Raw genomic sequence first — 25,720 nt, 5'->3', positions numbered from 1 at the left:
GGGGGGGGGGGCGTGCTGGCAACGCCGGCGCTCCGTCCGTCCTGATCGCATTCGGCAAGGACAATGCCGACATCCTCGCCGCCTGCGGGCTGGCTGGCGCGTTCGTGCGCCTTGGTGGGGGTGCGGCATGACCGAAGCCGTCAAGCGCGTGCTCGACCCCTGCTGCGGTAGCCGCATGTTTTGGTTCGACCGCCAGCATCCCGACGTGGTGTATGGCGACCGCCGCCACGAAACCCTTACTGTCACCGACCGTTCGCATGGCCGGGCCGACGGCCAGCGCACCCTCCACATCGAGCCGGACGTGTTGCTCGACTTTCGTGACTTGCCGTACCCGGATGGCTCCTTCAGCCTCGTGGTGTTCGACCCGCCGCACCTGGTTCGCGCTGGCCCGAAAAGCTGGCTGGCTGCCAAGTACGGGAAGCTGGGGCCGGAGTGGCGTGACGACTTGCGCGCCGGATTCGCCGAGTGCTTCCGGGTGCTCGCCGACAACGGAACGCTGATTTTCAAGTGGAACGAAACCCAGGTGAAGGTGGGCGACATCCTCGCCCTGACCGAGGTTGCGCCGCTGTTCGGCCATCCGACGGGCCGCAAGGGCCTGACGCACTGGATCGTCTTTATGAAGCCCCTTTCTGCTGGCGCAGAAGGCAGCGGGGGGGGGGCTTGATGATTGTCCATGTCATCAGCGTGTCCGGCGGAAAGGACAGCGCGGCAACCCTGCTGATCGCCTTGGAGCGGTTCGGGAGGCATCGCGTCATCCCCATTTTCTGCGACACCGGAAACGAGCACGAAGAGGTCTATGCCTACCTCGATTACCTCGAATCCGCCCTCGACATCAAGATCGTTCGCCTGCGCGCCAGCTTCGACGCAGAGATTGACGCCAAGCGCATATTCGTGGCCCGCGACCAGCGCACGCGCCGCGAATATGACACCGCGCCGGTGTTCGACGCCGCCGGGAACCCAGTGCCGAAGCGCGACGGGCGCGGGAACATCATCATGCGCAAGGTTCGCCGCAACGGCCAGGAAGTCATCGAGCCGGTGCAGAAGACCCGCAAGGTAGGTGGCGGCCGCCGCGTCCGCTGGACGAACAAGGCCAAGCGCCGGGCAATGGCCGCCATGCGCCCGACCGGCAATCCCTTCCTTGACCTGTGCATCTGGAAGGGGCGCTTCCCCAGCCGCATGGCCCAGTTCTGCACGGAAGAGCTGAAGCGCAACATGGCCGTGGCTTTCCAGCTTGACCTCGCCGATTCCGGCAAGACTGTGGTGAGCTGGCAGGGCGTGCGCCGCGATGAAAGCCTGAATCGGCGCAACGCCAAGCTGTTCGAGCGCATCGGCCCCGGCATGTACGCCTACCGGCCCATCGTGGAATGGACGGCGGCGCAGGTGTTCGAGTTCTGCGGCTCGCGCAACCTTCGTCCCAACCCCCTCTATCTGCAAGGCATGGGTCGTGTCGGTTGTATGCCCTGCATCAACGCGAACAAGGAAGAGGTGCGCCAGATCGCAGCCCGCTTCCCGGAGCACATCGAACGCATCGCGGAGTGGGAACGCATCGTCGGGGATTGCAGCAAGCGTGGCTTCAGCACCCTCATGGCAGATGCCCACGATGCCAAAGACCTCCGGAAGATTTTCGCTGACCTGAACATCTGGGCACGCGTCGAATGGTCACGCACGTCGCGCGGTGGGCGTCAGCTTGACATGCTGGCCGACCTCATCGAGCCGACGGCCTGCGCGTCCGCGTATGGCCTATGTGACCAGTGGCAGGCCCCTGGACAACAACAAGAAGCGAGGGCCGCCTGATGGCTGCGATTGACTGGTTCCGCCTGTGGCACGACATGCCCAACGACCCGAAATGGCGCACCGTTGCGCGCGCTTCGGGGCAGCCTATTTCCCTCGTCCTGTCGGTTGCCCTGCACCTGATGGTAGATGCGTCACGCAATGTCACGCGCGGTCACGTCACTGTCACGGCTGAAGATGTGGCAAGCGCGCTCGACGTGACGGACGATGCCATCGAGGCGATTTTCAAGGCCATGCAGGGCCGGGTGATGGATGGTGATCGCCTGACCGGCTGGGAAAAGCGCCAACCCAAGCGGGAGGACGCGGGCAATCCTGAAACTGGTGCGAAGTCCGCTGCTGAGAGGAAACGCGAGCAGCGCGAGCGCGAAAAGCAGGCCCAAGAGGCCGATGGGAAGGGCGCAGATAGTGCCGGTCACGAAGCGTCACGCGATGTCACGCTAGATACAGATAAAGATACAGATAAAGAGAAGAAAAACCAAAAGACAGAAGGCGCTGCCGCGCCTGCGTCTCCCGTCTCTGGGCCTGACGGCCAAGGGCTGCCTGCTGCCGAATCCGACAAGGCTGAAGGCGCTGACCCTGCTACTGCGCCTGCACCCGCTACGGAAGCTGGCAAGGGCGGCGACAAGTTGCCGAAGGCGATGGGCGTGCGCGAGCTGGTTGCCGAGGGCGTGGAGCGCAAGCACGCCGAGGACTGGCTGAAGGTGCGCACCGCGAAGCGCGCCCCCTTGACGCAAACCGCCTGGGATGACGTGAAGGCCGAGGCCGCCAAGGCTGGCATCACCCCCGCCGACGCCGTGCGCGTGTCCGCGACGAACTCGTGGCAAGGCTTCCGGGCGACCTGGTACGCCAAGCAGGGCCAAGAGGGTAGCGCCGCGCGCGGCCCGGCGGCGACCGGCACCCACGGCGGCTACGAGAACCGCAACTACGGCCAAGGAGGCGCACTGTGACTGCCACGACCGCTAAACCCGTCCATTCCGGCTTCCATACCCCGCCGCTGACCCGCGACGACACCTGCGCGACGCACGGCCCGTTCGAGGCGCGCTGCTTCCTGGGCAATGCCTGGACGGCCTGCCCGACCTGCGCAGCCGAAGAGAAGGCCCGCGAGCAGGCCGAGGCTGACGCCAAGGTGCGCGCCGATGCGGTGGCCCGCTGGCAGCGCAAGATCGGCGAGGCCGGCATCCCCGAGCGGTTCCGCGAGCGCCGCCTTGCCACCTACGCGGCGAAACTGCCCGGCCAGAAGCGCGCGCTGGACTTCGCCACTACCTACGCCGCCCAGTTCGGCGAGATCCGCAAGACGGGCCGCTCCGCGCTGTTCATCGGCCTGCCCGGCACCGGCAAGACGCACCTGGCCGTCGGCATCGGCCTGGAAGTCATGGAGCACCACGGCGCCGCCGTGCTCTTCACCACGGTCATGCGCGCGGTGCGCCGCGTCAAGGACACCTGGGGGCGCGACAGCCGGGAGAGTGAGAGCGAAGCCATTGCCGCGCTGGTGTTCCCCGACCTGCTGATCCTCGATGAGGTGGGCGTGCAGTTCGGCTCCGACACCGAAAAATTGCTGCTGTTCGACATCCTGAACGAACGGTACGAGCGCCGGCGTCCGACGATTCTCATGTCGAACCTGGCCCTGGATGACGCCGAAGAGGGCGGGCGCGTGGTGCCGGGCATCAAGTCCTACCTGGGCGAGCGGGTGTTCGACCGCCTGCGCGAGGACGGCGGCCAGTCCGTCGTCTTCGACTGGCCCAGCCACCGGAAGGGGGGCGACCATGCCTAAGCCCGGCGAGCAGCACCACAAGGCCCGGCTGTCCGACGCCAAGGTGCGCGAAATGCGCGCCATGTACCACGGCTGGCAGGCTGGCGCCGCGCGCACCGCAAGGGCTACGGCGTGTTGGGCCGCATCTTCGGATGCAGCCCCTGGACGGCGCGCGACATCGTGACCTACCGCACGCGGATTGGAGCCTGACCATGAGCGACGTGGTTCTGGTGAAGACCCTCAACGGCGCGCTGGCGCCGGCGGACGCGGAGGCCGCCGCCTTCGTCGAAAAGCTGAAGGCCGGCCAGGGCGTGCGCGCAACTGTGCGCAAGGCGCGCAACGTCAAGTTCCACCGCAAGGCGTTCGCCCTGTTCAAGCTGGCCTTCGAGGTCTGGGAGCCGGTCACGCCCCTGGAATACAAGGGTCTGCCCGTCGCCAAGGACTTCGAGCGGTTCCGCAAGGACATGACCATCCTGGCCGGGTTCTACAAGCCGGTCTACAACGTGCGCGGCGAGCTGCGGCTGGAAGCCGAAAGCCTGTCCTTTTCCAGCATGGACGATGAGCAGTTCGAGCAGGTGTTCCGCGCCGTGCTCACCGTGGTCTGGGATCGCGTGCTGAAGGCTGCCGGCTATGCCAGCGAGGAAGAGGTAGAGCGCGTTGTCAATGAGCTGATGAGGTTCGACCAATGAAGCGCGCCGCGACCGCCGCCGAGAAGCGCCATATGGGCCGCGTCGCCGCCTTGGGCTGCATCCTCTGCGATCACCTTGGCCTGGGCGCCACGCCGGCGCAGGTGCATCACATCCGCGAGGGGCAGGGTGCCAGCCAGCGTGCCAGTAACTTCCTGACCGTGCCCCTGTGCCCGGAGCACCACCAGGGCAACACCGGCCTGCACGGGCTGGGCACCAGCGCCTTCGAGCGCACCTACCGACTGTCCGAGCTGGACTTGCTCGCCATGACCATCGAACGACTGGGGGACGGATGCCGGTAAATGCCGACGACACCGTGAAGTGCATCGACTGCGGCCACTACCGGATGAAGGATGCCGGGCAGATGGGCCGCCTGGGCTTCGGCCTCTGCGCCATGAGCCCCAGCACGTCGTCCTTCCCGTCGTCGGTGTATCCCCGCCAGTGCGCGCAGTTCCGCCTGGCCGACGAGAAGACCCTGGGCGCGCGCCGCGCGTGGCTGGAAAAACGCGGGGAGGCTTCCTGATGGCCGCGAATACCTTGCGCTGGACGGAAGAGCAGCTTGCCGCACACCAGAAGCGCACGGCGGAACCCGCCCGCGCCGGAGTGACCGAAGGCGGGCAGGCCGTCGCGCTCCCCGTGTCCACGGGCGCCCTGCGCGAGCCCGACATGAACAAGACCGAGGCCGAGTACGCCCAGATGCTGGAAGCCCGCCGCGTGAGCGGGGAAATCCTGTGGTGGGCCTACGAAGCCATGACCCTGAAGCTGGCGGACAACACGCGCTACACGCCGGACTTCCTGGTGATGCTGGCCGACGGGGCCTTGGAGGTGCATGAAACGAAGGGCGGATTCATCCGCGAAGACGGGTGGCTGAAATTGAAGGTGGCCGCCGGCATGTTCCCGTTCCGGTTCTTCCTCTGCCAAAAGCAGGCGAAGAAGGCGGGCGGCGGCTGGACTATCAGGAGGGTGTAACGATGGCAACAGAGAAGAAAACCATGTCCCTGACCACGCGCCAAGAGCAGGCGGCGGCGGTCAAGACCATCGGTGCCCGGATGCGCGCGGCGCGGGAACTGTGCAACCTGTCCCAGAGTGCGGCAGCGCGTCGTCTTGGGTATGCGAACCCCTCGAAGCTGTCGAAGGTGGAGCTGGCGACGGATACCAACAGCGTGCCCCTGTGGCTCATCGTGCGCGCAGCGCGCGTGTATGAGGTGTCCGTGGACTTCCTCTTCGGCGCTACCGACGACTGGGAGGTGGGCGCCCGGATGACCCAAGAGCGGGAAGTGTCCGCCTGGATGTTCGACACCTTCGACAAGCTGCGCCAGCGGGACATGGAAACCCTCAAGCGTCTGCATGACCGGGTGCAGACCCTGACCGATGCCGTGGCCGTCATGCTGGCCGCGTCCGAGGATGCCAGCGTCGCCCTGGCCCGGTTCGCCGAGCTCAACCCCGCGTTCGAGGAAATGCGCGCCGGCTCCCGGCTGGTGTCCGCCGTGGAGCGCGCCAGCGATTCCGCCAAGGCGGCGAAGACCAAGATGGAGCGGTTCCGCATGGAGTGTGCCGTCGCCGCCCCGCAGACCCATCAATTGAGCCTGGCGCTCTGACCTTGAAGAAGACGAGATCCGTATGGCTGCACCCCCGAAGCTCTCCCCGCAGAAGTGGACTGCTGTTCGCGCCAAGTGGGAGAACGACCCCCGCGACGGCTACACCTGGCTGGTGGCCGAAATGGAACTGCCCGTCTCCGCGCCTGCCGTGCGCAAGCGCGCGACCGCCGACGGCTGGCTGAAGAAGTCCCCGCTGCACCTGCCGGGCGAGAAACCTACGCCCGAAACCATCGAAACCAAAGCAAAGACCGGCAAGAGCGGGAAGCCGAAGGCAAAGGTTTCTGGCCGCATGGTTTCCGAGAAGGGCGAAACCATCGCCGGAGAAACCATCGAAACCTTGCCGGCTACGACCATGCAGGCCGTGGAGCGCGACCCGGACGAGTTCGGAGTGTTCGCCGACCTGACCGACCAGCAAGAAATCTTCGTGCGCGAATACCTTGTGGATTGGAACGCATCGGCAGCGGCAATCAGGGCCGGATACAGCCCCAAGAGCGCGATGACGCAGGGCTGGCAGCTTCTGCAAAATCCGAAGGTGAGCCAGGCCATCGTCACCCTCGCCACGGCCCGCGCCCGCCGGCTGGGAATCGACGGCGACGAACTCATGCGCCTGTGGGCCGCCATCGTCACGTTCGACGCGAACGAAATCTCCCAGCTTCGCCGGGTCTGTTGCCCGTACTGCTGGGGCGAGGGCCATGCCCGGCAATACACCCCGTCCGGCCTGGAAGAGGCCAAGAAGAAGCACGACCGGGAGCGCGCCCGCCGGAAGAAGGCGGACAGTGCCGACGACATCGGCGAGTTCCCTGACTACACCGACGCTTGGTATGACAAGCGCAAGGCCCCGCACGAGGACTGCCCGGAGTGCCACGGCCACGGCATCGAGGAAGTGTTCTTCAACGACACCCGCAACCTGTCGCCGGCGGCGCGCCTCGTCTATTGCGGCGTCAAGGTGGGCAAGGAGGGCATCGAGGTATTGATGCTGTCCAAAGAGAAGGCGATGGACAACCTGGCGCGCGCGCTGGGCCTGTTCAAGGAGAAGGATGTCGAGGTCAATATCAACATGGTGTCGGGCGAAGACCTCTACCGCATCTACGAGGACAAGATGCACCAGGCGCGCACGCGGCAGGCGGCGGTGCTGTCCGAGCGCGGCCTGATCGAGGATGCCACGCCGGCGGGCGGCGGTGAGGACGGGCAGCCGCTGCAAGAGCCGGAATCCACGGGCAGCTAGGCGCATCATGGCGGCCAAGAAGAGGAACCGGAACCTGCTGGAAGACCCGCGCTACGCGGAGTTCGTGGAGCGGTATCACGCCGACCCGCTGCGCTTCGCCGTGGAGGTGACGGGCTTCATGCCCAGCGCCGACCAGATGGATTTGTTCCAGGCCATCACGCCGGAGAATGCCAAGGTGTCCGTGGTGTCCGGCACCGGCACCGGCAAGACGGCCAGCTTCGCGCGCATCGCGCTCTGGCACTTGCTCTGCTTCCCTGTGGCGGTCTATGACGGCAAGGTGGAGGTGGGCAGCAACACCTACATCGGCGCGCCGTTCATCCAGCAGGTTGCCGACGGCATCTGGAAGGAAATGCAGGATGCCCGCATCGCCATCGCCAACGGGCCGCACGCCTGGCTGAACGACTTTTTCACCATCACGAAGACCCGCGTGCATGTGAATGGGTTCGCCGAGCAGTGGTTCATCACCCAGATCGCAATGAAGAAGGGCGAGGCCATCGGGGTAGCGGGTAAGCACCGCTACTGGCAGCTCATCATCATCGACGAAGCAGCCGGCGTGTCCGACGACCACTTCGACGTGATCGACGGCACCCAGACCCAGGGCGGGAACCGCACGCTCATGGCGTCGCAGGGGGCGCGCAACGCTGGGCGCTTCTACGATTCGCACCACACGCTGAAGCGCGAGAACGGGGGAAGCTGGCACGCGCTGCGCTTCAATTCCGAGCTGTCGCCCTTCGTCACGACCCAATGGCTGCGCGAGCGGGCGAACGAGAGCGGCGGGCGCAGTTCCGTCGAATACCAGATCCGCGTGCTGGGCCTGTTCGCCCAAAGCAGCAGCAATGTCCTTCTGACCCGCGCCGACATCGAGGCCGCCTTCGAGCCGCGCAAGCTGATCGCCGACGACGAACCCTTCGGCCTGGTGGTGCTGTCCGACGTGGCCTTGGGCGAGTACCGCGACGATTCGGTTGCCATCGTCGCCAAGATCATCGGCGACACCGACCACGGGCCGGACGCGCGCCGCGTGGAATACATCGAAATCCCCATCGCGGCCAACGACAAGAACGAAATCGACCTGGCCGGCGACCTGGTGAATCTGGTGGGCAAGCTGTCCAACGCCACGCTGTACGTGGATGCTGGCGGCGTCGGCGCGACCGTGTGCAAGCTGATCGAGCGTTCCGGCGCCACGGTGGTTCGGGTGAATTGGGGCATCCCTTGCTTCAAGAACGAATACAAGAGCCGGTTCTACAACCTGCGCGCGTGCGCGATGGTGCGCTTCCGTGATGCCGTCCGGCAGGGCCGCGTGGTGCTGCCGCAGGGCATTTCCAAGAAGCTGCGCGAGAAGATCATCGACCAGGGCTCCCGGCTGCCGTACCACTTCAGCGAGGCCGGCGGCCTGCGCTACGTGATGATGTCCAAGGAGGACATGCGGCGCGAGGGCATCAAGTCCCCTGACTTGATCGACGCCATGAGCTTTGCATACCTCGAAGGCGCTACCTACATGGTGAGCGACAGCGCCGGGGAATTGACCAACAGCCTGACCGACGAGGTATCGAAGAAGGCCGCCGAAATGTTCGCCGACGTGTAGGAGAAACCCGATGATGAAGGACGCAATTACCCGCATCTTTGCCGTGGCCGTCACTGGCCTGGCCGTGTCTATGGCCGTCGTGAGCGCATGGCAGCGCGCCGGCGCGGAGGTGGATAGATGGCTGCTGGCCGGGCTGTCGTCCGTGATCGTGCTGGCCGTGCATCTGCTTCCCGCGCTGCTAGGCCGCTTCTCCCGGCTGGTGGTCTGGCCGGTCTGGTGCCTTTGCTTCCTGGCCGCGCTCTGGGGGCATATCTGGTTCTTCGCCAATGCCAGCCACGGCGCCGCCGAGGGCCGGGCCGCGTCATCCGCCAAGGCCAGCGCCATGCAGGAGCAGCGCGCCGCCATCGAGGCCGAGCTTTCCCAGAACAAGGCCCGCTCCGCCGCGACCGTGGCGGGCATCCTCGCCGGCACGAAAGACCCCCAGCGCCGCGTCGCGCTGGAAATCGAGCTGGCCCAGGGCAAGAGGGCGAACGACCTGCGCGCCCGGCTGACCGCGCTGACCGACCAGGAAGCCGCCGGGGCCGAGGTGGATCCCGTGGTGGCGCGCGTGACCGCCGTGACCGGCCTGCCCATCGAGGCTTTGAATACGTGGTCTGGTGTGGTGATCGCCATGCTGCTTGAGGTGCTGGGCTCCCTGCTGTGGGTGGCGGCGCTGGCCGGGCAGACCGTCGCGCGGCACGGCCAGCCGGACGACGCCGACATGGTGGAACGGCTCTACGCGGCGCTGGAAAACAGCGAAATCAGCCCGACCGCCGAGGACGTTTGCAAGTTCATCGGCGGCTGCAACCACGATACCGCCCACCGCCTGCTGCGCGGCCTTGAGGTGAGGATGAAGACCAGGTAGCCCGCAAGAACGGGAAAAAGCGACCCTGCCCGGCGACGCCCGCGACCTACCATCAGGCGAGTGAAGAAAGGGGGCTCCCCATGCAAACCAACGTCATCACCTACAACCTGAAAGAGCGGGGCCGGCAGTATCGCGGCAAGGAGCGGCATTTCAACATCCGCGCCATCGTCGCCGCCATCAACGGCCCGTCCTGCCAAGAGCGCATGCGCAACCGCGACATGCAGGGCTACTACGGCCATTGGCCGCGCATCAAGTTCGGCCTGAACCCTGCCGAGGGCGGACTGGAAGGCGGCAAGCCGTCCATCGTCGAACCGGCCCTCGTGACCACGCTACTGCGCGCGCACGACGACGGCACCATCGAGCATCAGGCCGAGTTCCTTGATACCGATTCCGGCCAAGTGGCCGCGAAGCTGTACGCCAGCCGCACCGGCGGCTTTTCGTCCGCCATCGACCAGACCCGGCCCGAGTTCTTCGGCTTCGACTACGTGCTGGAACCGAACTACAGCACGAACCGGGGCTACACCTTGGACGACGTGCGCGACATGACGCTGGACGACATCGAGGCCGCCATCTACGACGAGCAGTTGCGCGGCATGGCCCATCTGCTGGACGCCGCGAATAGCGAGCGCGAGCGGGCCTGCGAGGTGATCGAGCGGTTGAGCGCCGAGAACGAGCAGCTTCTGTCCATGCTGGCCGCCAAGGGCATCGACGCGGGTGTGGCGCTGGACGCCGCCGGGATTGCCCCGCTGGTGCTGGCCGGTGGCGTGAGCGAGCGCATGGCGCGCGACATGGCCGCCTTCCATAGCGCCGGCGCGCTGCCGCGTTTCGTGGAGCCGAAGCAGGAAGAGCCGCCCGCCGACCCGCTGTATGGCCGGCTCATCGGCAAGTTCACCCGCTGATAGGCCGCGCCCATGCTCCAACCCGTCAAGGAAGCCTTCGGCCTGTTCATGGGCCGTTTCTACGCGACCCTCGTCCCGACCACGAAGCCGCTGGAAAGCTACGTCACGCGCGGGGTGGCAAAGAGCATCGCCTGGGCGCCGTCCCGCATGATCGACGCTGCCGAGGACATGCTTTCCCTCTGGATGCGCAGCGACATCCACGACGCTCCCACGCGCCCGCCTGACATGCCCGCCATCCTCGTTGCGCTGGCGAAGGACTACACCCCGACGGGGCGCGACTACACCCGCCAGGTGGCCGACCGGGAAATGGTCATCATCCCCACCGACCCGAAGGAGCGCATGTTCGGCCTGCGCGCCGTGGCTGGCGACATCCGGGCGCAGATCGTCATCTTCGCCACGGACGAACCAACCGCGCATTCGCTGGCCGCGCAATTCGGCCTGTTCCTCGATGCCACACCGAACCGCCGATTCACGGCGCGCTACGCCTTCGCCAGCCAGCCGATGGACTGGCCCGTGCAGGTGGAGCTTCCCGACGTGCCAGCCATGAACATCCCGACCGAGGCCAAGAACCTGACGGTACTCGCCATCGACATCACCCTGCGCGCGGAAATCCCGCTCTTCGACGCTCCCAAGGCTGGCGAACCGAACGACGGCAAGGGCACGCCGGGCGACGCTGCGGATCCTGCCGGCTACCCCGTGGTGCAGCAAATCGGCATCACCAGCCGCGAAGCCGGGCCGAACGGCGGCGCGACCGACATCCGACCCTACGGCGTGTCCGCGCCTGACGCCGGCGGCGAAGGGGGCGGGGCATGATCCAGATTCAGGCGACCTTCACCGGCTACGGCGGCCAGCCGTGCAGCCTGTTTTCAGCCTACGACACCGACGCCCGCGTGCTGGTGGTGAGCGCCGAGGCCGGATACCGCGCCGACCGCCGCGAGGGTTGCACCATCCTGACCAACGTGCCGGACATTACCCGCGACAAGCTCTTCACCGATGCCGACCTGCTGCCTGCCATCGCCGCCTTCCAGTCCCTGAAGAACGGCGTGGCGGCGGACGGAAAGGCCCCGCGCCTGGTGTTCGGCGACCGGGCAAACCGGGCGAACCCCAGCAATGCCATCGAGCAGGACGGCATCGAAACCAGCGGCCCCAAGTACCGCATCAACGCCAGCGTGACGTGCGCGCAGGTGGCCGCGCTGGCGACCTGCCTGTACGCCTTGCGCTCCGACACGGTGGAAAGCACCGTCCGCATGGCTGAATCCTTCCGGCACCTGGCCGGGGGCGGCATCCTGACCATCTGAAAGGCCCGGCCATGCTCGACCAAGACACCCGCGCCGCCAAGTCCTTCTACCGCGAAGTCCGCAAGTTCGCGGAGAGCGTCAAGCCCTGGGACACTACGGCCATCTACTACGAGACGAAGCCGGACGAAGCCCTCGACCTGACGCTGGTTTCCCAGCGCGTCTATGGCCGCCGCGACGAATACCTGACGGTCATGGCCGCCGCCGGCCTGGACAGCATCGACCAGCCGCTTCCCCAGAAGCGCATCGTGCTCCCGAACGAGGGCCAGCTCATCGCCATCAAGCGCCGCGTCGGGTTTGAATCCATCGCCGACCTGCGCGAAGCTGGTGCGCCGTCCTGGGCGGGGGCGTAGGCATGGCGACCAAGAAGCCCACGGGCCGATCCAGTGGTGGTTCCAGCCCCAGCGGCTGGCTGCCCAAGCTGCGCGGCTCCGCGACCGACCAGAAGGCCCGCGCCGCCGAAGATGCCGCCCAGCGCCGCGCCGCCGGCGAATCTCCCAAGTCCGTCATCCTCAACGCCAAGGACGTGCAGGGCGAGTACGACGCCCACCGGATGCTGATGACGACGATGGGCGGGAATGTGCGCCCCCTGACGCATGACGACCTGGCGCAGTTCCGCCACAACGTCCGTGTCGCCCAGGGCCGCTACAAGGGCGGCATCCGCGCCCGGCAGGTGCTTGACCTGTCCCTGCCCGATGACCGCGCGCGCGCCAATGCGGAGATTCGCACCGCCGTCCCGGTGGCCGCCTACGGGAGCAAGGTGCGGTTTATGACCAACGCCGGGCCGAACTCCGACGTGTCGCACCACCACGTCATCGTCGATTTTCTGTCCTACGCCTCCGCCGCCTCCGGTGCGCGCGGGGATGGTAAGAAGTCGGCGGCGTGGATGCGCAAGGAACCGCTGCGCATCGAGTGCGACTGCGGGCGCTGGCGCTACTGGTTCCGATACATCGCCACCATCGGCAAGTTCAACGCCGGGCGCGACGAGACGGGCTACCCGAAGGTGCGCAACCCGAACCTGCACGGCGTCGCCTGCAAGCACATTCTGCGCGTCATGGCCGAGGTGGAATCCTCACCTTCCATCCAGAACTTCCTCGCCCGGCTGATCGACAAGGCCCGCGCCCAGGACAACAACCGCGTGAGCGTGCAGATGTCCCAGGAAGAGGCCGAAAAGCTGGCCGGGAAACCTGCCGCCCGCATCCGCGACGTGGAAGCCACCATGCGCCAGCGCCAGCGCGCACGGGAGCGCGCCGCGCTTGTCCGAGCCGCCAAGAAAGCAGCGCCCCCACCGCCGAAGAGGAAGGCGACCGCAACCCGCCGCGCCGTGCAGTCGTCGGCAAAGACCCTGGCCGCCCAGTTCGGCATGACGCCCGATCAGGTGATGAAGCTGCTGGCCCAGGCCCAACAGAATCAGAAGGGATAGAGCGATGCTCAACAACGTGCCCGAAGCAATCAACCGCATGGCCCGCAATGTCGTGGTCAATCACCCCAACGCCTTCAACATCCAGCTTTTCCGCAAGAGCGTCACGCGCTCCGGCGCCGGCGAGGAAACGGTGGATGGCAACCCGACGCTGGGCGGCCTGGCCGTGCTCAACACCGGCGACGAAGAGCAGTTCGAGTACGCCTACGTCGGCAACGGCTACGCCTTGCCGGCGGATCCCTTCGGGGCGTCGCCGATGATGGACAGGAAGGACGCGAACACGGGTGGCATCGACGAGTTCCGCTTCCTCATCGAACCGGAAGGCCCGTCGGGCAGCGCGGAGTGGTTCGACGTGCGCACCAACGACGTGATCTACGTGCTGCTGGGCGACGGCCCGAACCCGGCGCGCATCGCCTTCGAGGTCGTCGGCTACGAAACCACGTCCAACATCCCGCCATACACCACCCGGTATGTGACCAACCGCCGCGACGACCTGCACCTGCCCGCCGGGCCGGTGGAAGACATTGAAGACGGGGCGCCGGATGAACCCTGAACAGCTCCACATCATCCCGCTGGGCGACTTTCGGGAGCACGAGGTTAGCGATTCGTTCTGGTGTCGCCCGACATCCGACGAGGACGAGCCGGGCCTGTTCGTGCATCACGCGATGGACGGGCGCGAGCAATTCGAGAGCGGCGAAAGGCTCCCGTCGTAGCCCCCCCTTGGACGGGGTAGTAGAAAACCGGAAAAACCGCCTTTGGCGTGATTTTGCGGCCCGGAGAATGACCAGCAGTCGGCTACCAGTCGGCATTTCCTGTGTTTGAACTTCTCCGAAAGGACACGAAACCATGACCAAGCGCATCCAACAGGATTACTTCAAGCGCGAGACTGCCGAAGTATCCAATTTCATCACCTCCCTGAAGGACAATGCCGCCCCGAGCGGCACCTTCGATTCCGCCGCAGCCGCCGACTTCATGGCGACCGCGACGAGCCAAAGTTCGGGCGTCAAGATCCCCGAAACCCTGCAAGCCGTCCTCGACGACTGCAAGGATGAAGGCGAGAAGGAGCGCGTCACTCGCGCCATCCTCGACGGCGTGAAAATCTACGAAGAGCAGCACGGCATGACCGTCCCCGCTGACGTGGCCGAGCAGGCTCTGCACCTGGCCTACGCCACCACCAGCGAAGCCAAGCGCAAGTACGGCGCCGCGCTGGATTCGGCCTCGTCCGTCCATCACGACCAGGGTTCCATCCAGCCGAACCGCGCCGTGGTGTCCATCCTGACCACCTTCGCCGAAGCCATCCCGTTCGCGCACTACCTGCCGGCGGACATCGGCTCCAACGAAGCCAAGCTCGCCATCGTGAGCCACCAGGCCGGCAACACCTTCGGCGCCTACGCCCAGAACGACCTGCTGGACGGCACGCACTCCGGCGGCGCCTACGTCGGCGCGTCCCGCGTCCATACCACCACCCCGGCGACCGCTGACGGCACCGTGGGCGGCAAGCTGACCGTCGGTCAAGCCACCAGCGACACCTGCGACCAGGGCGCTACCGGCGTCAAGCTGCTGCGTGGCCGCTCGCAGGTGTATGTCAATGGCGTGCTTGCCGCCCAAGAGCCGATCAACAGCTCCGGCGCCGGCAACTCGCCGGTCAATGGCAGCATCACCATCGCGGGCACCACCTACGTGATCGGCGGCACCATCAACACCGACACCGGCGTGTATGCGCTGACCACGACCCCGAAGATGCCCGACACCATCCCCGTGACGGTGGAAGGCTTCATCGACTTCGAGCGTGACCCGAGCGTTACCCCCTCGATCATCACGTCCGTCAGCACCTTCCCGCTGTACGCGGCCCCGTGGCGCGTCATCACCCGTCAGAGCATCGACGGCCGCACCCAGATGGCGAACGAACTGAACCTGGATCCGTACAGCGAAAGCATCATCGCCATCCAGAACCAGTTTGCCAACGAGCGCCACTACAACGTGCTGGCGAAGGCCCGCCGTCTGGCCGCGAACAACCAGTCCACCTACAACTTCGACTGGGCGAACCGTTCGACGCAGCTCAAGCGCAACGACATCTGGCACGACTTCGGCGCGGCTCTCGCCAATGCGTCGCAGCAGATGGCCGTCGATACCATGAACCACGGTATCACCCACCTGTATGTCGGCAAGGACATCGCTTCGCAGTTCCTGACGCTCGCCAACGACATCTTCGAGCCGTCCGGTATCGCCGTCCGCCCCGGCATCTTCCGCGTGGGCCGCCTGTTCGGCCAGTACGAGGTGTACTACACCCCGAAGGAAGTGGCCGAAACCGCCAACAGCGGCAACATCCTCTGCGTGGGCCGTGCTACCGACGTGGCGCGCAACCCCATCGTCCTGGGCGATGCCGTTCCCCCGACCGTCAAGCCCCTGCTGGCCGGCGATGACCTGCGCGAAGGCGCCGGCTTCTACGCCCGCAACTTCACGGCGGTCAATCCGCACGGCCCGTCTTCGCTGGGCTGCGCCACCATCAACGTGACCAACCTGCGCTAATCGCCCAGGCCGGAAAGGAGCACCAACATGACCAAGATCGTCAAGCTGGGCGCTCCTTCCCTCACGGGGAAGGACGCCAACCAACTGGTGGCCGAGGCTTTCGCCGACGCCAAGTACCCGCTCACCATCACGGTGAAGAACCACATGCCGCGCGACGTGGTTTTCCCCGAGGTGCCGGGCCTGTTCCTGAAGCACGTCGCCAACGACAAGGAAAGCGCGAAGACCGTCAAGGTTGCCTCGCACGACCTGTTCCAGCGCGTGGCTTCGAGCATCGAGCAGATCGCCGAGCTCAACCGCTACAAGCTGGCCGTGACCATTTCCGACGGCGCTATCCCGGCTGAAACCGATGGCGATGCCAGCGGTGAAGGTGCCGGCGGCACGGGTTCGGGCGAAGGCACGGGCGCCGGCGGCGAGGGCGGCGAAACCATCGTCAAGAAGCCGTCCGAAGGTCTGTCCTACGACCAACTCAAGGACGCACTGAAGGCCAAGGGCATCGAGTTCCAGGCCAATGCCAAGAAGGCCGACCTGGCCGCGCTGCTGGACGCCGCTCCTGTCGCCCCCGAGGGTGACAAGACCGCCGACCCTGTTGCGCCGACCGGCGATGCCAGCGGTGAAGGTGCCGGCGCTGCCGGTCAAGAAAACGGCGCTGCCGACGGCCAACAAGCCACCGGCGCGTAATAGAAGGGAGAGGCCATGAGTACCGCTTTCGTGCGACAACTCGGTGCGGAATCCGGCGTTCAGCTCAACCCGCTGCGCGACAACTCCGAGATTCCCGCCGGTGATAACTCCGACCAGGTGTTCGGGATCATGATGCGGGCCACTCGTGGCCGTATCGACAAGCCGTTCGCCGTGGATCGCGGCAACGTGTTCAAGAAGCTGGGCAACGGCGAGCAGGTGCGCTTGTCCGCGCTCAACGAGGCGTGGGTGCATGTCGTGGAAGCCCTGAACAAGGGCGCTTACCAGGCCATCATCCAGCGTCTTTCCACGACCTCCGCCGCCATCAAGTGGCTGGTGGTGGCCGTCGAAATGACCGCCGGCGACCCGGCAGCCGAGCCGCCCGTGGCTCCGGCCCCGACGGGCGACTTCACCTACACGGTGATGACCGAGGACGCCTTCGAGGAACTGGAAACCCCGTTCCTGTTCGCCGTCAAGCACCTGGAATGCCACAACGACGGCATCCAGATCGAGTTCCGTGCCGAATCCGTGCAGGACGCTGGCCTGGATGTCGCCAACGACAAGCTCACGCTGCGCCTGCGCGACAAGGACGACAACCTGCTGTACGAGTTCTACGGCTCGCTGAAGTCCGATTCCAAGGACGACTACGGCAACTCGAACTACCTGCCGGACGTGGCCCAGGGCCAGACCGATGCCGTCGAATTGCAGACCGGCGTGCTGGGCGCTGCCGCCGTCATCGCCGCCGGCTCCGAAGCCTACGGCTACGACACCAACGGGCGCCAGCAATGGGCGAAGTCCGGCGTGCAGGTGTGCTTCTCCGAAGGCGGCACGGCCTACACCACGCAGGACTACATGGGCGCGCGTGAAAAGCTGCAATACACGCAGTTCGATTACGCCTATATCTCGTCCGGCGGCACGCAGGCCCCGGCGCTGCTGGCCCAGCTCGCGCAACTGGCGTTCGACACGAACCGCCAGCTCCGCTTCGACATCCCCGGCAACCTGTCGGTGGAAGCGGCCATCGCGTTCGTCAATCAGCTCAACATGGGCGCCAGCCAGACCGCGCACCTGATGCACGCCTTCTGGGCTCCGCTGAAGTCCGACGACCCGACGGGCGTGAATCCCAACGGCTACTTCGGCACGGCGACGCTGAACATCGCCTACGCCTGCGGTCGTAACGCCCAGGTGAATGCCAAGGGCTTCGCGCCGAAGAACTACCCGATTGCGGGCCGCGAATGGGCCATCCAGCGCGTGAAGATTACGCAGACCGTCAAGCTGCGCGACCAGGACTTGAACGCGCTCGCGCGCGCCAAGATCAACCCGGTGGTGTACGAAACCTACACCGGCGGCGGGCGCTACGTCTTCCGCGATTCGCTGACCTGCGCGCTGGTCGAATCCAGCCTCAAGAAGCTGATCGCGGTGGCCGACATGAGCACCAGCATCGACGAGGCCGTGACGCGCGCTGCGAAGGACAACCTGCAACTGCCGATGGATATGTCGGTGAAGAAGACCAAGGACTTCCTGCAAACCCTCTTCGAGGGTGCGGAGGCGTCCAAGTGGATCGTGCCTTCCAGCGAGCCGGAAATGGGCGGCAAGGCGTTCGTGTATGACGTGCGGCCCAATGAAATGCGGCCCTACGAAGACATGGATGTGACCTACGCCCTGCGCTACGACGGCACGAACCGCCGCACCTTCGTAACGCAGACCTTGAGCAAGTAACCGCCACCCGCAAACCGTATAGAGGAAAGGAAGCAAAACCATGAACGTGACTGAAATGCTGCGTGGCGCGCTCAAGCGCCCGGATCCCGCTGCCAAGAAGACGCTGGACAGCGCCGACGACAAGGAGCCGAAGCTGTCCGGCGCCGACGACTACACCATCGCCGACATTTCCGTGTCGGCTGTGGCCGCCGTCCAGCAATGGGCAGAAACCGACGACCTGGACGATGGCGAAAGCTACGCCGACCGCCTGATGGCTCTCTTCGTGGGTATCGCCGATGCCAACAAGGACGGCGACATCACCGAAGACGAGCAGGGCGTCCTGCAAGTGGCGCTCAACACCGCCTGGGACTACCTCGTGAAGTGCGGCGTGTCCGAAGAGGACGCCGGCGCGCTGCTGAACGACTGGGACGGCGAGGCCGCCGACCGCGTGCGCGACCTGGTGGCATCCGTGCTGCCCGATGGCGAAGACGGCGCCGGCGATGACATCGACGCCTTCGTGTTCTCCGACGACGACCAAGAGCCTGCGCTGGACGCTGCCTACCGCAAGAAGGTGGTCATCCGTGGCGGGAAGAAGGTGCGCATCAACAAGCGTATCTCCGGCCACGTCCGCCTGTCTGCCAAGCAGAAGGTGGCGATCCGCAAGGCGCGCATGAAGAGCCATTCCGCCGGGGCGATGATGCGCCGCATGAAGTCCATGCGCATCCGCCAGCGCGCGGGCCTGAAGTAAGAAGTTCTCCTTGCCATGATGGGGCCTTGGGCGCTGCTGCGAGAGCGGTAGCGCCATTTTTATTCTATGCCGAACGTACCTATTCCTGGTTCCGTGCCCAGCCTTACCGCTCCGTCCCTTGGGTCTGTGTGGGATGGGCTTTCGCCGCACCTGATCGCTAGCTTCTATGAGGTTGCGAAGACGGGCGAGGATTCTTGGGGGCAAATCACCGACAAGACTGATCCCATTGTCGTCAGGGGGCCGCTGGTCGAATCCAACCTCGAAGCCGTGCTGAACTGGCAGAGCCCGTTCGAGCAGGCCGGGCCGGAATCGAAGGCCCCGGCGCTGTTCGCCATGCTTCAGTCCGGCGCGCTTCAGCCCATCGTCGATTCCCTGAACCCGTTCGCTAACAAGAAAACCTCCGCATCGGATCCTCAATCACAACAGCAGGCGGAGACGTTCCTCAAGCAGTTCGAGGGGCGTACTGGCATCACGAAGCTGAACAGCACGCAGGTGTTCAACGGAATGCCGCCGGTGAAGATTACGGTCACAGTCTTGTTCCGGGCCTGGCGCGATGCCGCAAGCGAGGTCGAAGCTCCGTTCAACAAGTTGATGGAGTGGGCCTTGCCCATCGAACTTGCCAAGGACGGTTCCTTGCTATCGCGTGCCGCTGAAACAGTGAGGGGGACGATGGGCTATGTCGAAGCCTTGCTTCCGTCGAAGTCGCCCACGCGGATTGCCATGAAATACAAGGGCCGCCTTTATTCCCCGCTGGTCATCGAATCCATCGGTATGCCGATGAGCTCTCCCGTGGATGCAAACGGCAAGTACGTCGAACTTCTCGTGCCGATGACCCTATGCACGCTTACCGCTCTTGACCGCGCCGACTGGGCGAAGGTCATCAAATAGGAGCCACAATGATCTACTTCCCACCACTTCGCACGCGCCGCCTGACGCTGCAACTGCGCGAACTGTCCATCGGCGATTCGCTGGCCCTGGCCGCCATGCCCGGCCACATGGAAGAAGCCAGCACCACGGCCTTCCTGCGCGCTGCCGTCGATGCGTCGAAGGGTGGCGTCGATGACCCGGCCCGCTGGACGGTGCAGGAGCGCATCCTGGCCGTCTGCCACTACCTTTCCGCCACGACCGAGGACGGCCCCGACTTCTCGCTGGGCGCGGGGCGCTACTCGGACTACCTGCAAGGCGAAGCCGACATCCAGACTTCGGTGCAGGCCGTCGAGGTGGGCGAGGTCGGCGGCGACACCTGGCACGTCCGACACCTCACCGGCGCGATGGCTGAATCCATCGAGCGCATGGTAGGCGAGGTCGAGGGCCTTTCTGGCCGTCTGCACTGGTTGTTCGGCGCGATGGCTGCGCAACTACTGCGCACCGGCGAGGAAGCGCCGGAGGCCGCCGACGGCGAGGGCGCATTCGACGAATACCTGCTGTCGCGCGTGCGCGTGCTGAAGGGCTACCCGGACAGCGACTTCACGCGGCTGATGGGCTTGTACCTGGAAGGCCGCGACAAGCTGCACCACTTCTTCAAGCTGGAATTTACCGAGGACGGCATCGTGGCTATGCCGAAAGGAGGGGCGGCAAGCAACTTGCCTCCGGCCCGATTTCCGGTTCATTCCTGTCTCTCCCGAATGGCGCGCGAGTTGGTCGGAAAACCTGATGGGGACGGCATCTAGCCTCACCCTATATTCATCCACATCACTGAACGAAGCCTTGGCGATGCAGCCCAGCGTCGCTAAACGGTTCTTCGAGGGTAAGCCCTTCGAGGACTGGAAGAAAGGAAAGGAAGCCGAGTTGAAAACGCAAGCCGCAACCGTTGATCGCCTGAACACCGTGATTCGCTCCATTGGCAATCTCGGGAAGGTGCTTGCCCGTCGGAGGATGTAAGGATGCTGGACGGACTTCCACCCGAACAGAAAGCAGGCGGCATTGCCGGCCTGGCGCTGCTGGGCTTCACGATCCTTCGATGGATTGGCCTTCGCGTCAGCAAGGATGCTGTGACCCTCAAGGCCGACGCCTCTGACCGCGACGCCTTCACCCGCTTGCAGAAGCGCGTGGAGGACTTGGACGAACGCCTTGCCGAGGTCGAGGCGGCGCGAAACCACATCTTCGGCTTCGTCACGAAGTGCATGGCATACATCAGTCGTTGCGAGTGCGATGGCGTAGAGCCGCCGACGCGCGAAGAGTTGCAGCGCGACTACTACGACCTGATCCAGGGCATGACGGACAAATTCAAGAAGGGTGGCTGATATGGCGATGCCTGAATCCAAACGACTTATTCCCGCCGACTTCCAGAAAGCCGCGCTGCTGCTGTCCGTGCCCGTGGCGGCGGTGAAGGCCGTCACCGAAGTAGAAAGCCGTGGCTCCGGCTTCTTCGACGATGGCCGCCCCGTCATCCTGTTCGAGCGGCACATCATGTACCGCCGCCTGAAGGACGCCATCGGCCCGCAACTGACCGAAACCTACGCCAAGAGCCACCCCGGCGTCGTCAATGCGACGCCCGGCGGATACCGTGGCGGCGTCGCCGAGTGTGACCGCCTGGACGAGGCGGCGAAGATTCACCGGGCCTGCGCGCTGGAATCGGCGAGCTGGGGTCTGTTCCAGATCATGGGCTTCCACTGGCAACTGCTGGGCTACGGCTCCGTGCAGGAGTTCATCAATGCCATGTACCGGGACGAGGCCGCACAACTGGACGCCTTCGTGCGTTTCGTGAAAGCGAACCCGGCCATCTGGTCGGCGCTGAAGGCGCAGGACTGGGCGAAGTTCGCCAAGAACTACAACGGCCCGAACTACGCGGCCAACAAGTACGACACCAAGATGGCCGCTGCCTTCGAGCGGCACGACACGGAACTTGCCTGACGGCAGAAAGGGGCATGATATGTCGCTCAAGGATCTCATCACCGACTACGACGGCGAGACGCTGGAAACGGGGCGGGTTGCCGCCATTGTCGGCATCGCCGCGTTCATCGTCCTGGCTGCGTGGGGCGTGATCGCCCAGGGCAAGGACTTCGACATGCAGGCGTTCGGCATCGGCTTCGGCTCCCTCGTCGGTGGCCTGGGCGTGTATCTCATGGGCGACAAGAGCAAGCCCAAGGAGCACGCGCCGGGAGGCGAGGCGCAATGAACCCGCTCAATCCCTTGCTCTGGAAGGCGCTGGGCGTCATTGCCATGATCGCCGTGGGTATCGGGCTTGGCTACAAGGCCACGTCCGCCTACTACTCGCCCAAGGTGGCCGCCCTGGAAACGAAGCTGAAGGCGGCCAACGACCGCGCCGATTCCTTCGAGCAGTCCTACAACGCCGTTGCCGTTGCCGCGCAGAAGCAGAACGACGAGCTCACGAAGCTGGTTGCGCAGGCCGCCGAGCGCGAGCAGCAGGCCAAGGCCGCCGCCGACAAGGCGAAGACCGAATCCGCCGGCTACCAGGCGCAGGCCGCGAGCATCTTGCAGTCCCAGCCGCCCGCCGGTGCCAACGAGTGCGCCGCCGCGTCCGCCGCGTTCGATGCCGAACTGAAGACCGAGCGAGGGAAGCCATGAAGACCATCATCCTGACCATTGCCCTTGCTGCGCTGGCCGGCCTCGCCGGGTGCGCCGCGCCCGCGCAGCGCGCGCCCGACGTGCAGCAGGTTCTTGTCCCTGTTCCTGTCCCGTGCAAGGTATCCGCGCCGACGAAGCCGGCCTACGCCGTCGAGGCGCTTCCGCTGGGTTCCACCGTCTTCCGCCAGATGGCGGCCCTGCGCGCAGAGCGCAAGCAGCGACAGGGCTACGAGGCCGAGCTGGAAGCGGCCATTCTGGCCTGCCAGTAGGCGGAAAACTGCGCCGGGTGCCGGGCAGGGCGTGCCATACAGTGCCTATGTACGTCTCCATCCCCTACGAAAGGACAACGACATGACCGTTTCTACTTCTGCCCTTTTGAAGGGGCACTACGACGCGACCCGCGCTCTGGGCGCGAAGGCCATTTCCAGCGACTTCTCTCTGGAAATCGAAGGCTTCGAGCAAAGCTGGCTCAAGTGCAAGCAGTTCCCGTGGCCGCAAACCGCGCCCGCCGGCGAAATCGAAGTGCCGATGCCGCTTGGCTCCATGATGTATCAGGCCCAGCAAATCAAGATCGCCCACCAGGGCCAAATCTCCCTGCTGGAAGACGTGGCCGGCAGCGTCGATCAGATGCTGGTGAATCTCATCGCCAAGGGCGGCTACTTCAACGCCAAGGTGTACGAGGGCACGCCGCAGCAGTACCTGCGCGTCAAGCGCATCGTCGATTGCTTCATTCAAGTGGATGACCCCGACCGCGACTGGGAGAACCGCTCTCAGGTGCTGATGATTACCGGCACGGCGTTCTTCCACTACTTCGGCGAAACCACCGCCGGCAACTCGAACGACTACCGCTAATGACGACGCTCTCCGCGCTGGCTACGCAGTTCGCCACGCAAGAGCGCCCCGCCGGCAATCTGCTGGACGAGGATACGGTACTTGCGCAGGCAATGGCGGCCACCCGGTTCTATGCCGGGTACGCCGTCATCCGCGCGCGAGAGAACGCCGACCCGGTGCCGGCCATCGACGGCGACCTGGAAATCACCGACCCCGAATGGGCACTGATTCGACCCCTGTTCCTGCTGTACGTCGAGCGTGAGACGGCCTTGCAGCTCGAAGCCTCGCGCGGCATGGGCGTCGATCCGTTTGGGCGCAGCGCCAGCGAGATTGCCGGCGACATCGCCCAGACCGAAGCGGAAATGCCGCATAGGGCATTCTTCCAACCCATCCTGACGGTGTAGCCGTGATCGTGACCTTCGTCGACGGTAAGCAGCTTCGCGGCGACCTCATCAAGTCCGCCACGCTACGCTCCGACCTTTCCCCTATTCCCCTGACGCTGGAAGCCGAGATCCGGGCCGGCGATGATGGGCTGGACAAGCGGCTGGCCGAGGGCCAGGTGCTGAACGTCGGCGGCGACGCACTGCGCATCGTCAAATCCAAGCGCATCGCCGGGCGTTCTTCCCAGGGGCAGCGCGACATGGAGGCGTACAGCGTGACCGCGCTGCTGGATGCCTGCCAGGGCGCAGCCTACGTGCGCCAGCGCGCCATCATCAAAGAGAACGCCTCGCTGGCCGCCATCTATCGGGCCGCCGGCGCGACCATCAAGGGCGTGGATGCCGACTTCCCCGTGCCGCGCTTCTACTGCCCCGTGGGCGACACCCCGACCTTCCACATCGCCCGCGTGCTTCAGGAAGAGGGCGGCGCGGTGCGCTGGAAGAACGGCAAGCTGCAATTCGTCCGGCTGGGCGACCTGTTCAAGCAGGCCACGGTGCTGACCCTGCCCGACAACACCAGCGAGGACGTGGAAAGCGGCTTCCTCGAACGGCATACCGTGCCCTGGTTCTTTTCGCTGGCCGCGTCCGGCGCGGCGGTGTTCGGCAACCGCGACAAGCCGCGCGCGGTGCGCTACTCCCCATTCAAGGATGCCCAACGCCTGCGCAACATGACGCGCTGCCTGGTGCATCGCAAGACCTCGCGGACGACCATGCGCGGGAACGTCGTGGCCGGCGACTTGATCGCCTACGCCGGCGGCGCGAAGCTGGCCGTCATCACGGCGGCTCATGTCTTCGGCAGCGGCACGGACGACGGCGGCCAGCAGGAAGCCTATACCCGGCTCTGGGTGGGGAGCCTCGAAGAATGAAGGCGGGCGAAACCTACGGCTTCTGGCCGGGCCGCTACCCCGCCATCGTGCGCGGCTACGATGCCACCGCGCGCATGTGCCGCGTGGAGATTCCTGGCCTGACCGACGGCGGCGACGTGCTGCCGCTGGCCGAGATCGAGTATTCCCTGGGCGACAAGTCGCGCGCCGGCGCGAACGCTACCGAGGTCGAAATCACGGCGGGCGATACCGTCTGGGTGGCGTTCATCGGCGGTGACGCGCGTTACCCCATCATCACCGGCTACCGGAACCCGCAGGCGGGAAATTCGACGGGCTGGCGGCGCTGGCACCATGCCAACATGGAGTTGCTTGCCGATGCGCTGATGAACCTGATTGCCCAGGGTGACGTGCTCATCAAGTCCGGTTCCCATGTGACGGTGCAGGCCCCTTCGGCCACGGTGCAGGCAGACGATACGCACGTCACCGGAAACCTCACCGTGGATGGCGCCATCGTCGGCAAGGGCGGCCTGGCCGTTTCCGGCGGCTCTGGCGTTTCGGTCGAGGGCAACATCGGCGTGCAGGGCAACATCGACGCATCCGGCACCATCATGGACGGCGGCGGCAACAGCAACCACCATCCGCATTGAAAGGAAACACCATGAAGAACCTGCTTTTCAGCTTTGAAGACCTGTCGGCCAAGGACAAGGCCGCCAAGCAGGCCGTTCGCTACTTCTCGCGCGCCGGCGCGAACGTGGTGCAGCAGGACGTGCCGACCACCGTGAAGCGTTCGTCCGGTATCACCTACCGGGAAATGACGCTGACCTTCGCCGATTCCCAGCAAGTGGTGCTGCGCATCAAGCAGTCCGGCGACATCTTCCAGGTGCTGGTGAATGGCAAGGTGCTCCCCATCAAGAACCAGGACGACCATGTAAAGGCCATCGCCGAAATCGTGCAGGCGATGGACGCGGGGCGCGTGAAATTCCAGAAGGTGCTCGCCGCCGCGAAGGTGAAGCCTCCCGTCGGGATCCGCACCGCCGCGCCGAAGATGGAGCAGGTGCTGACCCAGAAGCGCGATGCGCTGAAGGAATCCATCGCTTCCGTGCGCGACCAGATCGCCAGCCTCGCGCCCGCCGCCTGATGCCATGAGCAGCAGTCCCGCGCCGCAGTCGCCGCCGAAAGCACCTGCCAAGCGGCTGCGCGCGATGGCCGACGAAATGGCCGACATCGCCGCCGAGCTGGACTACTTCGGCGGCCTCTCCAAGAAGTCGAAAGCTGGCCGCGACCTGGCCGACATCTGCATCACCATCCATCAGCTTGCCGCCGACATTGAGGCGGAAAACCACCCGAAATAACGGGCAACGCG

At 65.4% G+C, this 25,720-nt stretch carries 37 protein-coding genes; all 37 read left to right on the top strand.

Annotation, left to right across the window (positions count from 1 at the left end):
- Positions 1 to 127: 127 nt before the first annotated feature.
- The 37 genes from ACFO27_RS10070 to ACFO27_RS09890 all read left to right on the top strand — a co-directional run bounded on the left by ACFO27_RS10070 (position 128) and on the right by ACFO27_RS09890 (position 25,709).
- Positions 128 to 664, top strand: coding sequence for a class I SAM-dependent methyltransferase (locus ACFO27_RS10070; RefSeq protein WP_376817209.1), 537 nt, complete (start codon positions 128 to 130; stop codon positions 662 to 664).
- The gene (locus ACFO27_RS10065) at positions 664 to 1,794 is read left to right on the top strand and encodes a phosphoadenosine phosphosulfate reductase domain-containing protein (RefSeq protein ID WP_376817208.1); all 1,131 of its coding nucleotides are present in this window, start codon (positions 664 to 666) and stop codon (positions 1,792 to 1,794) included. Before ACFO27_RS10070 ends, ACFO27_RS10065 begins: the two co-directional genes overlap by 1 nt.
- Entirely contained in the window at positions 1,794 to 2,738 is a 945-nt protein-coding gene (locus ACFO27_RS10060; RefSeq protein WP_376817207.1) for a hypothetical protein, read from the top strand. Before ACFO27_RS10065 ends, ACFO27_RS10060 begins: the two co-directional genes overlap by 1 nt.
- Positions 2,735 to 3,562: an ATP-binding protein gene (locus ACFO27_RS10055; RefSeq protein ID WP_376817206.1), complete on the top strand. Its 828-nt coding sequence runs from the start codon at positions 2,735 to 2,737 to the stop codon at positions 3,560 to 3,562. Before ACFO27_RS10060 ends, ACFO27_RS10055 begins: the two co-directional genes overlap by 4 nt.
- 191 nt (positions 3,563 to 3,753) lie before the next feature.
- The gene (locus tag ACFO27_RS10050; RefSeq protein WP_376817205.1) at positions 3,754 to 4,230 is read left to right on the top strand and encodes a DUF1367 family protein; all 477 of its coding nucleotides are present in this window, start codon (positions 3,754 to 3,756) and stop codon (positions 4,228 to 4,230) included.
- A complete protein-coding gene (locus ACFO27_RS10045; protein WP_241120562.1) occupies positions 4,227 to 4,529 on the top strand; it encodes a Ref family recombination enhancement nuclease in 303 nt (100 codons plus the stop codon). The genes ACFO27_RS10050 and ACFO27_RS10045 overlap by 4 nt, the downstream gene beginning before the upstream one ends.
- Positions 4,520 to 4,750 carry a hypothetical protein gene (locus tag ACFO27_RS10040; protein ID WP_150585987.1) on the top strand — a complete coding sequence of 77 codons (231 nt, stop codon included), beginning with the start codon at positions 4,520 to 4,522 and terminating at the stop codon, positions 4,748 to 4,750. The genes ACFO27_RS10045 and ACFO27_RS10040 overlap by 10 nt, the downstream gene beginning before the upstream one ends.
- Positions 4,750 to 5,196, top strand: a complete 447-nt coding sequence (locus ACFO27_RS10035) for a PDDEXK family nuclease (protein ID WP_376817204.1) — start codon at positions 4,750 to 4,752, stop codon at positions 5,194 to 5,196. Before ACFO27_RS10040 ends, ACFO27_RS10035 begins: the two co-directional genes overlap by 1 nt.
- Positions 5,197 to 5,198: 2 nt before the next feature.
- Positions 5,199 to 5,825, top strand: a complete 627-nt coding sequence (locus tag ACFO27_RS10030; protein WP_058379141.1) for a helix-turn-helix domain-containing protein — start codon at positions 5,199 to 5,201, stop codon at positions 5,823 to 5,825.
- Between the two features lie 22 nt (positions 5,826 to 5,847).
- Positions 5,848 to 7,050, top strand: a complete 1,203-nt coding sequence (locus ACFO27_RS10025; RefSeq protein WP_058379140.1) for a terminase small subunit — start codon at positions 5,848 to 5,850, stop codon at positions 7,048 to 7,050.
- Between the two features lie 7 nt (positions 7,051 to 7,057).
- Positions 7,058 to 8,632, top strand: coding sequence for a hypothetical protein (locus ACFO27_RS10020; protein WP_058379139.1), 1,575 nt, complete (start codon positions 7,058 to 7,060; stop codon positions 8,630 to 8,632).
- A gap of 10 nt (positions 8,633 to 8,642) precedes the next feature.
- Positions 8,643 to 9,476, top strand: coding sequence for a hypothetical protein (locus ACFO27_RS10015; RefSeq protein WP_058379138.1), 834 nt, complete (start codon positions 8,643 to 8,645; stop codon positions 9,474 to 9,476).
- Between the two features lie 80 nt (positions 9,477 to 9,556).
- Complete coding sequence (locus tag ACFO27_RS10010; protein ID WP_376817203.1) at positions 9,557 to 10,375, top strand: hypothetical protein; 819 nt, start codon at positions 9,557 to 9,559, stop codon at positions 10,373 to 10,375.
- A gap of 12 nt (positions 10,376 to 10,387) precedes the next feature.
- Complete coding sequence (locus ACFO27_RS10005) at positions 10,388 to 11,188, top strand: hypothetical protein (RefSeq protein ID WP_064675090.1); 801 nt, start codon at positions 10,388 to 10,390, stop codon at positions 11,186 to 11,188.
- Positions 11,185 to 11,673, top strand: a complete 489-nt coding sequence (locus ACFO27_RS10000) for a hypothetical protein (protein WP_376817202.1) — start codon at positions 11,185 to 11,187, stop codon at positions 11,671 to 11,673. Before ACFO27_RS10005 ends, ACFO27_RS10000 begins: the two co-directional genes overlap by 4 nt.
- Positions 11,674 to 11,684: 11 nt before the next feature.
- The gene (locus ACFO27_RS09995) at positions 11,685 to 12,023 is read left to right on the top strand and encodes a hypothetical protein (protein ID WP_058379135.1); all 339 of its coding nucleotides are present in this window, start codon (positions 11,685 to 11,687) and stop codon (positions 12,021 to 12,023) included.
- Positions 12,024 to 12,025: 2 nt separating this feature from the next.
- Positions 12,026 to 13,093, top strand: a complete 1,068-nt coding sequence (locus ACFO27_RS09990; RefSeq protein WP_058379134.1) for a hypothetical protein — start codon at positions 12,026 to 12,028, stop codon at positions 13,091 to 13,093.
- Positions 13,094 to 13,097: 4 nt separating this feature from the next.
- The gene (locus ACFO27_RS09985) at positions 13,098 to 13,643 is read left to right on the top strand and encodes a hypothetical protein (RefSeq protein ID WP_058379133.1); all 546 of its coding nucleotides are present in this window, start codon (positions 13,098 to 13,100) and stop codon (positions 13,641 to 13,643) included.
- Positions 13,633 to 13,803 (top strand): hypothetical protein, encoded by a 171-nt coding sequence (locus ACFO27_RS09980; RefSeq protein WP_376817201.1) that lies wholly within the window; start codon positions 13,633 to 13,635, stop codon positions 13,801 to 13,803. The genes ACFO27_RS09985 and ACFO27_RS09980 overlap by 11 nt, the downstream gene beginning before the upstream one ends.
- 133 nt (positions 13,804 to 13,936) lie before the next feature.
- Positions 13,937 to 15,619, top strand: coding sequence for a hypothetical protein (locus ACFO27_RS09975; protein WP_058379132.1), 1,683 nt, complete (start codon positions 13,937 to 13,939; stop codon positions 15,617 to 15,619).
- A gap of 27 nt (positions 15,620 to 15,646) precedes the next feature.
- Positions 15,647 to 16,297, top strand: coding sequence for a HeH/LEM domain-containing protein (locus ACFO27_RS09970; RefSeq protein ID WP_058379131.1), 651 nt, complete (start codon positions 15,647 to 15,649; stop codon positions 16,295 to 16,297).
- 15 nt (positions 16,298 to 16,312) lie between these two features.
- Entirely contained in the window at positions 16,313 to 18,010 is a 1,698-nt protein-coding gene (locus ACFO27_RS09965; RefSeq protein WP_058379130.1) for a hypothetical protein, read from the top strand.
- Positions 18,011 to 18,050: 40 nt separating this feature from the next.
- On the top strand, positions 18,051 to 18,737 hold the full coding sequence (locus ACFO27_RS09960; RefSeq protein ID WP_058379129.1) for a hypothetical protein: 687 nt from the start codon (positions 18,051 to 18,053) through the stop codon (positions 18,735 to 18,737).
- Between the two features lie 66 nt (positions 18,738 to 18,803).
- Complete coding sequence (locus ACFO27_RS09955) at positions 18,804 to 19,625, top strand: hypothetical protein (RefSeq protein ID WP_376817200.1); 822 nt, start codon at positions 18,804 to 18,806, stop codon at positions 19,623 to 19,625.
- 8 nt (positions 19,626 to 19,633) lie between these two features.
- Positions 19,634 to 20,407: a hypothetical protein gene (locus ACFO27_RS09950; RefSeq protein WP_058379127.1), complete on the top strand. Its 774-nt coding sequence runs from the start codon at positions 19,634 to 19,636 to the stop codon at positions 20,405 to 20,407.
- Between the two features lie 43 nt (positions 20,408 to 20,450).
- Positions 20,451 to 20,618, top strand: coding sequence for a hypothetical protein (locus ACFO27_RS09945; protein WP_376817199.1), 168 nt, complete (start codon positions 20,451 to 20,453; stop codon positions 20,616 to 20,618).
- Between the two features lie 2 nt (positions 20,619 to 20,620).
- Positions 20,621 to 20,980: a hypothetical protein gene (locus tag ACFO27_RS09940; RefSeq protein WP_058379125.1), complete on the top strand. Its 360-nt coding sequence runs from the start codon at positions 20,621 to 20,623 to the stop codon at positions 20,978 to 20,980.
- A 7-nt stretch (positions 20,981 to 20,987) separates the two neighbouring features.
- Positions 20,988 to 21,590, top strand: coding sequence for an N-acetylmuramidase family protein (locus ACFO27_RS09935; RefSeq protein ID WP_376817198.1), 603 nt, complete (start codon positions 20,988 to 20,990; stop codon positions 21,588 to 21,590).
- 19 nt (positions 21,591 to 21,609) lie between these two features.
- A complete protein-coding gene (locus ACFO27_RS09930; protein ID WP_058379123.1) occupies positions 21,610 to 21,855 on the top strand; it encodes a hypothetical protein in 246 nt (81 codons plus the stop codon).
- Positions 21,852 to 22,265, top strand: coding sequence for a hypothetical protein (locus ACFO27_RS09925; RefSeq protein ID WP_376817197.1), 414 nt, complete (start codon positions 21,852 to 21,854; stop codon positions 22,263 to 22,265). The genes ACFO27_RS09930 and ACFO27_RS09925 overlap by 4 nt, the downstream gene beginning before the upstream one ends.
- Positions 22,262 to 22,534: a hypothetical protein gene (locus tag ACFO27_RS09920; RefSeq protein ID WP_376817196.1), complete on the top strand. Its 273-nt coding sequence runs from the start codon at positions 22,262 to 22,264 to the stop codon at positions 22,532 to 22,534. Before ACFO27_RS09925 ends, ACFO27_RS09920 begins: the two co-directional genes overlap by 4 nt.
- 82 nt (positions 22,535 to 22,616) lie before the next feature.
- Positions 22,617 to 23,117 (top strand): hypothetical protein, encoded by a 501-nt coding sequence (locus tag ACFO27_RS09915; RefSeq protein WP_042115658.1) that lies wholly within the window; start codon positions 22,617 to 22,619, stop codon positions 23,115 to 23,117.
- Positions 23,117 to 23,500 carry a hypothetical protein gene (locus ACFO27_RS09910; RefSeq protein ID WP_376817195.1) on the top strand — a complete coding sequence of 128 codons (384 nt, stop codon included), beginning with the start codon at positions 23,117 to 23,119 and terminating at the stop codon, positions 23,498 to 23,500. Before ACFO27_RS09915 ends, ACFO27_RS09910 begins: the two co-directional genes overlap by 1 nt.
- 2 nt (positions 23,501 to 23,502) lie before the next feature.
- A complete protein-coding gene (locus ACFO27_RS09905) occupies positions 23,503 to 24,399 on the top strand; it encodes a hypothetical protein (protein WP_376817194.1) in 897 nt (298 codons plus the stop codon).
- A complete protein-coding gene (locus ACFO27_RS09900) occupies positions 24,396 to 25,004 on the top strand; it encodes a hypothetical protein (protein WP_376817193.1) in 609 nt (202 codons plus the stop codon). Before ACFO27_RS09905 ends, ACFO27_RS09900 begins: the two co-directional genes overlap by 4 nt.
- Before the next feature lie 11 nt (positions 25,005 to 25,015).
- Entirely contained in the window at positions 25,016 to 25,495 is a 480-nt protein-coding gene (locus tag ACFO27_RS09895) for a defense against restriction DarA-related protein (RefSeq protein WP_150585973.1), read from the top strand.
- 4 nt (positions 25,496 to 25,499) lie between these two features.
- Complete coding sequence (locus ACFO27_RS09890) at positions 25,500 to 25,709, top strand: hypothetical protein (protein ID WP_150585972.1); 210 nt, start codon at positions 25,500 to 25,502, stop codon at positions 25,707 to 25,709.
- Positions 25,710 to 25,720: the final 11 nt, after the last annotated feature.

This window comes from Castellaniella denitrificans (assembly GCF_042653765.1).
Classification (GTDB): Bacteria; Pseudomonadota; Gammaproteobacteria; order Burkholderiales; family Burkholderiaceae_B; genus Castellaniella; species Castellaniella denitrificans.
Note: the sequence above shows the minus strand (reverse complement) of the source record. Positions and strands in the feature narration are given on the sequence as shown.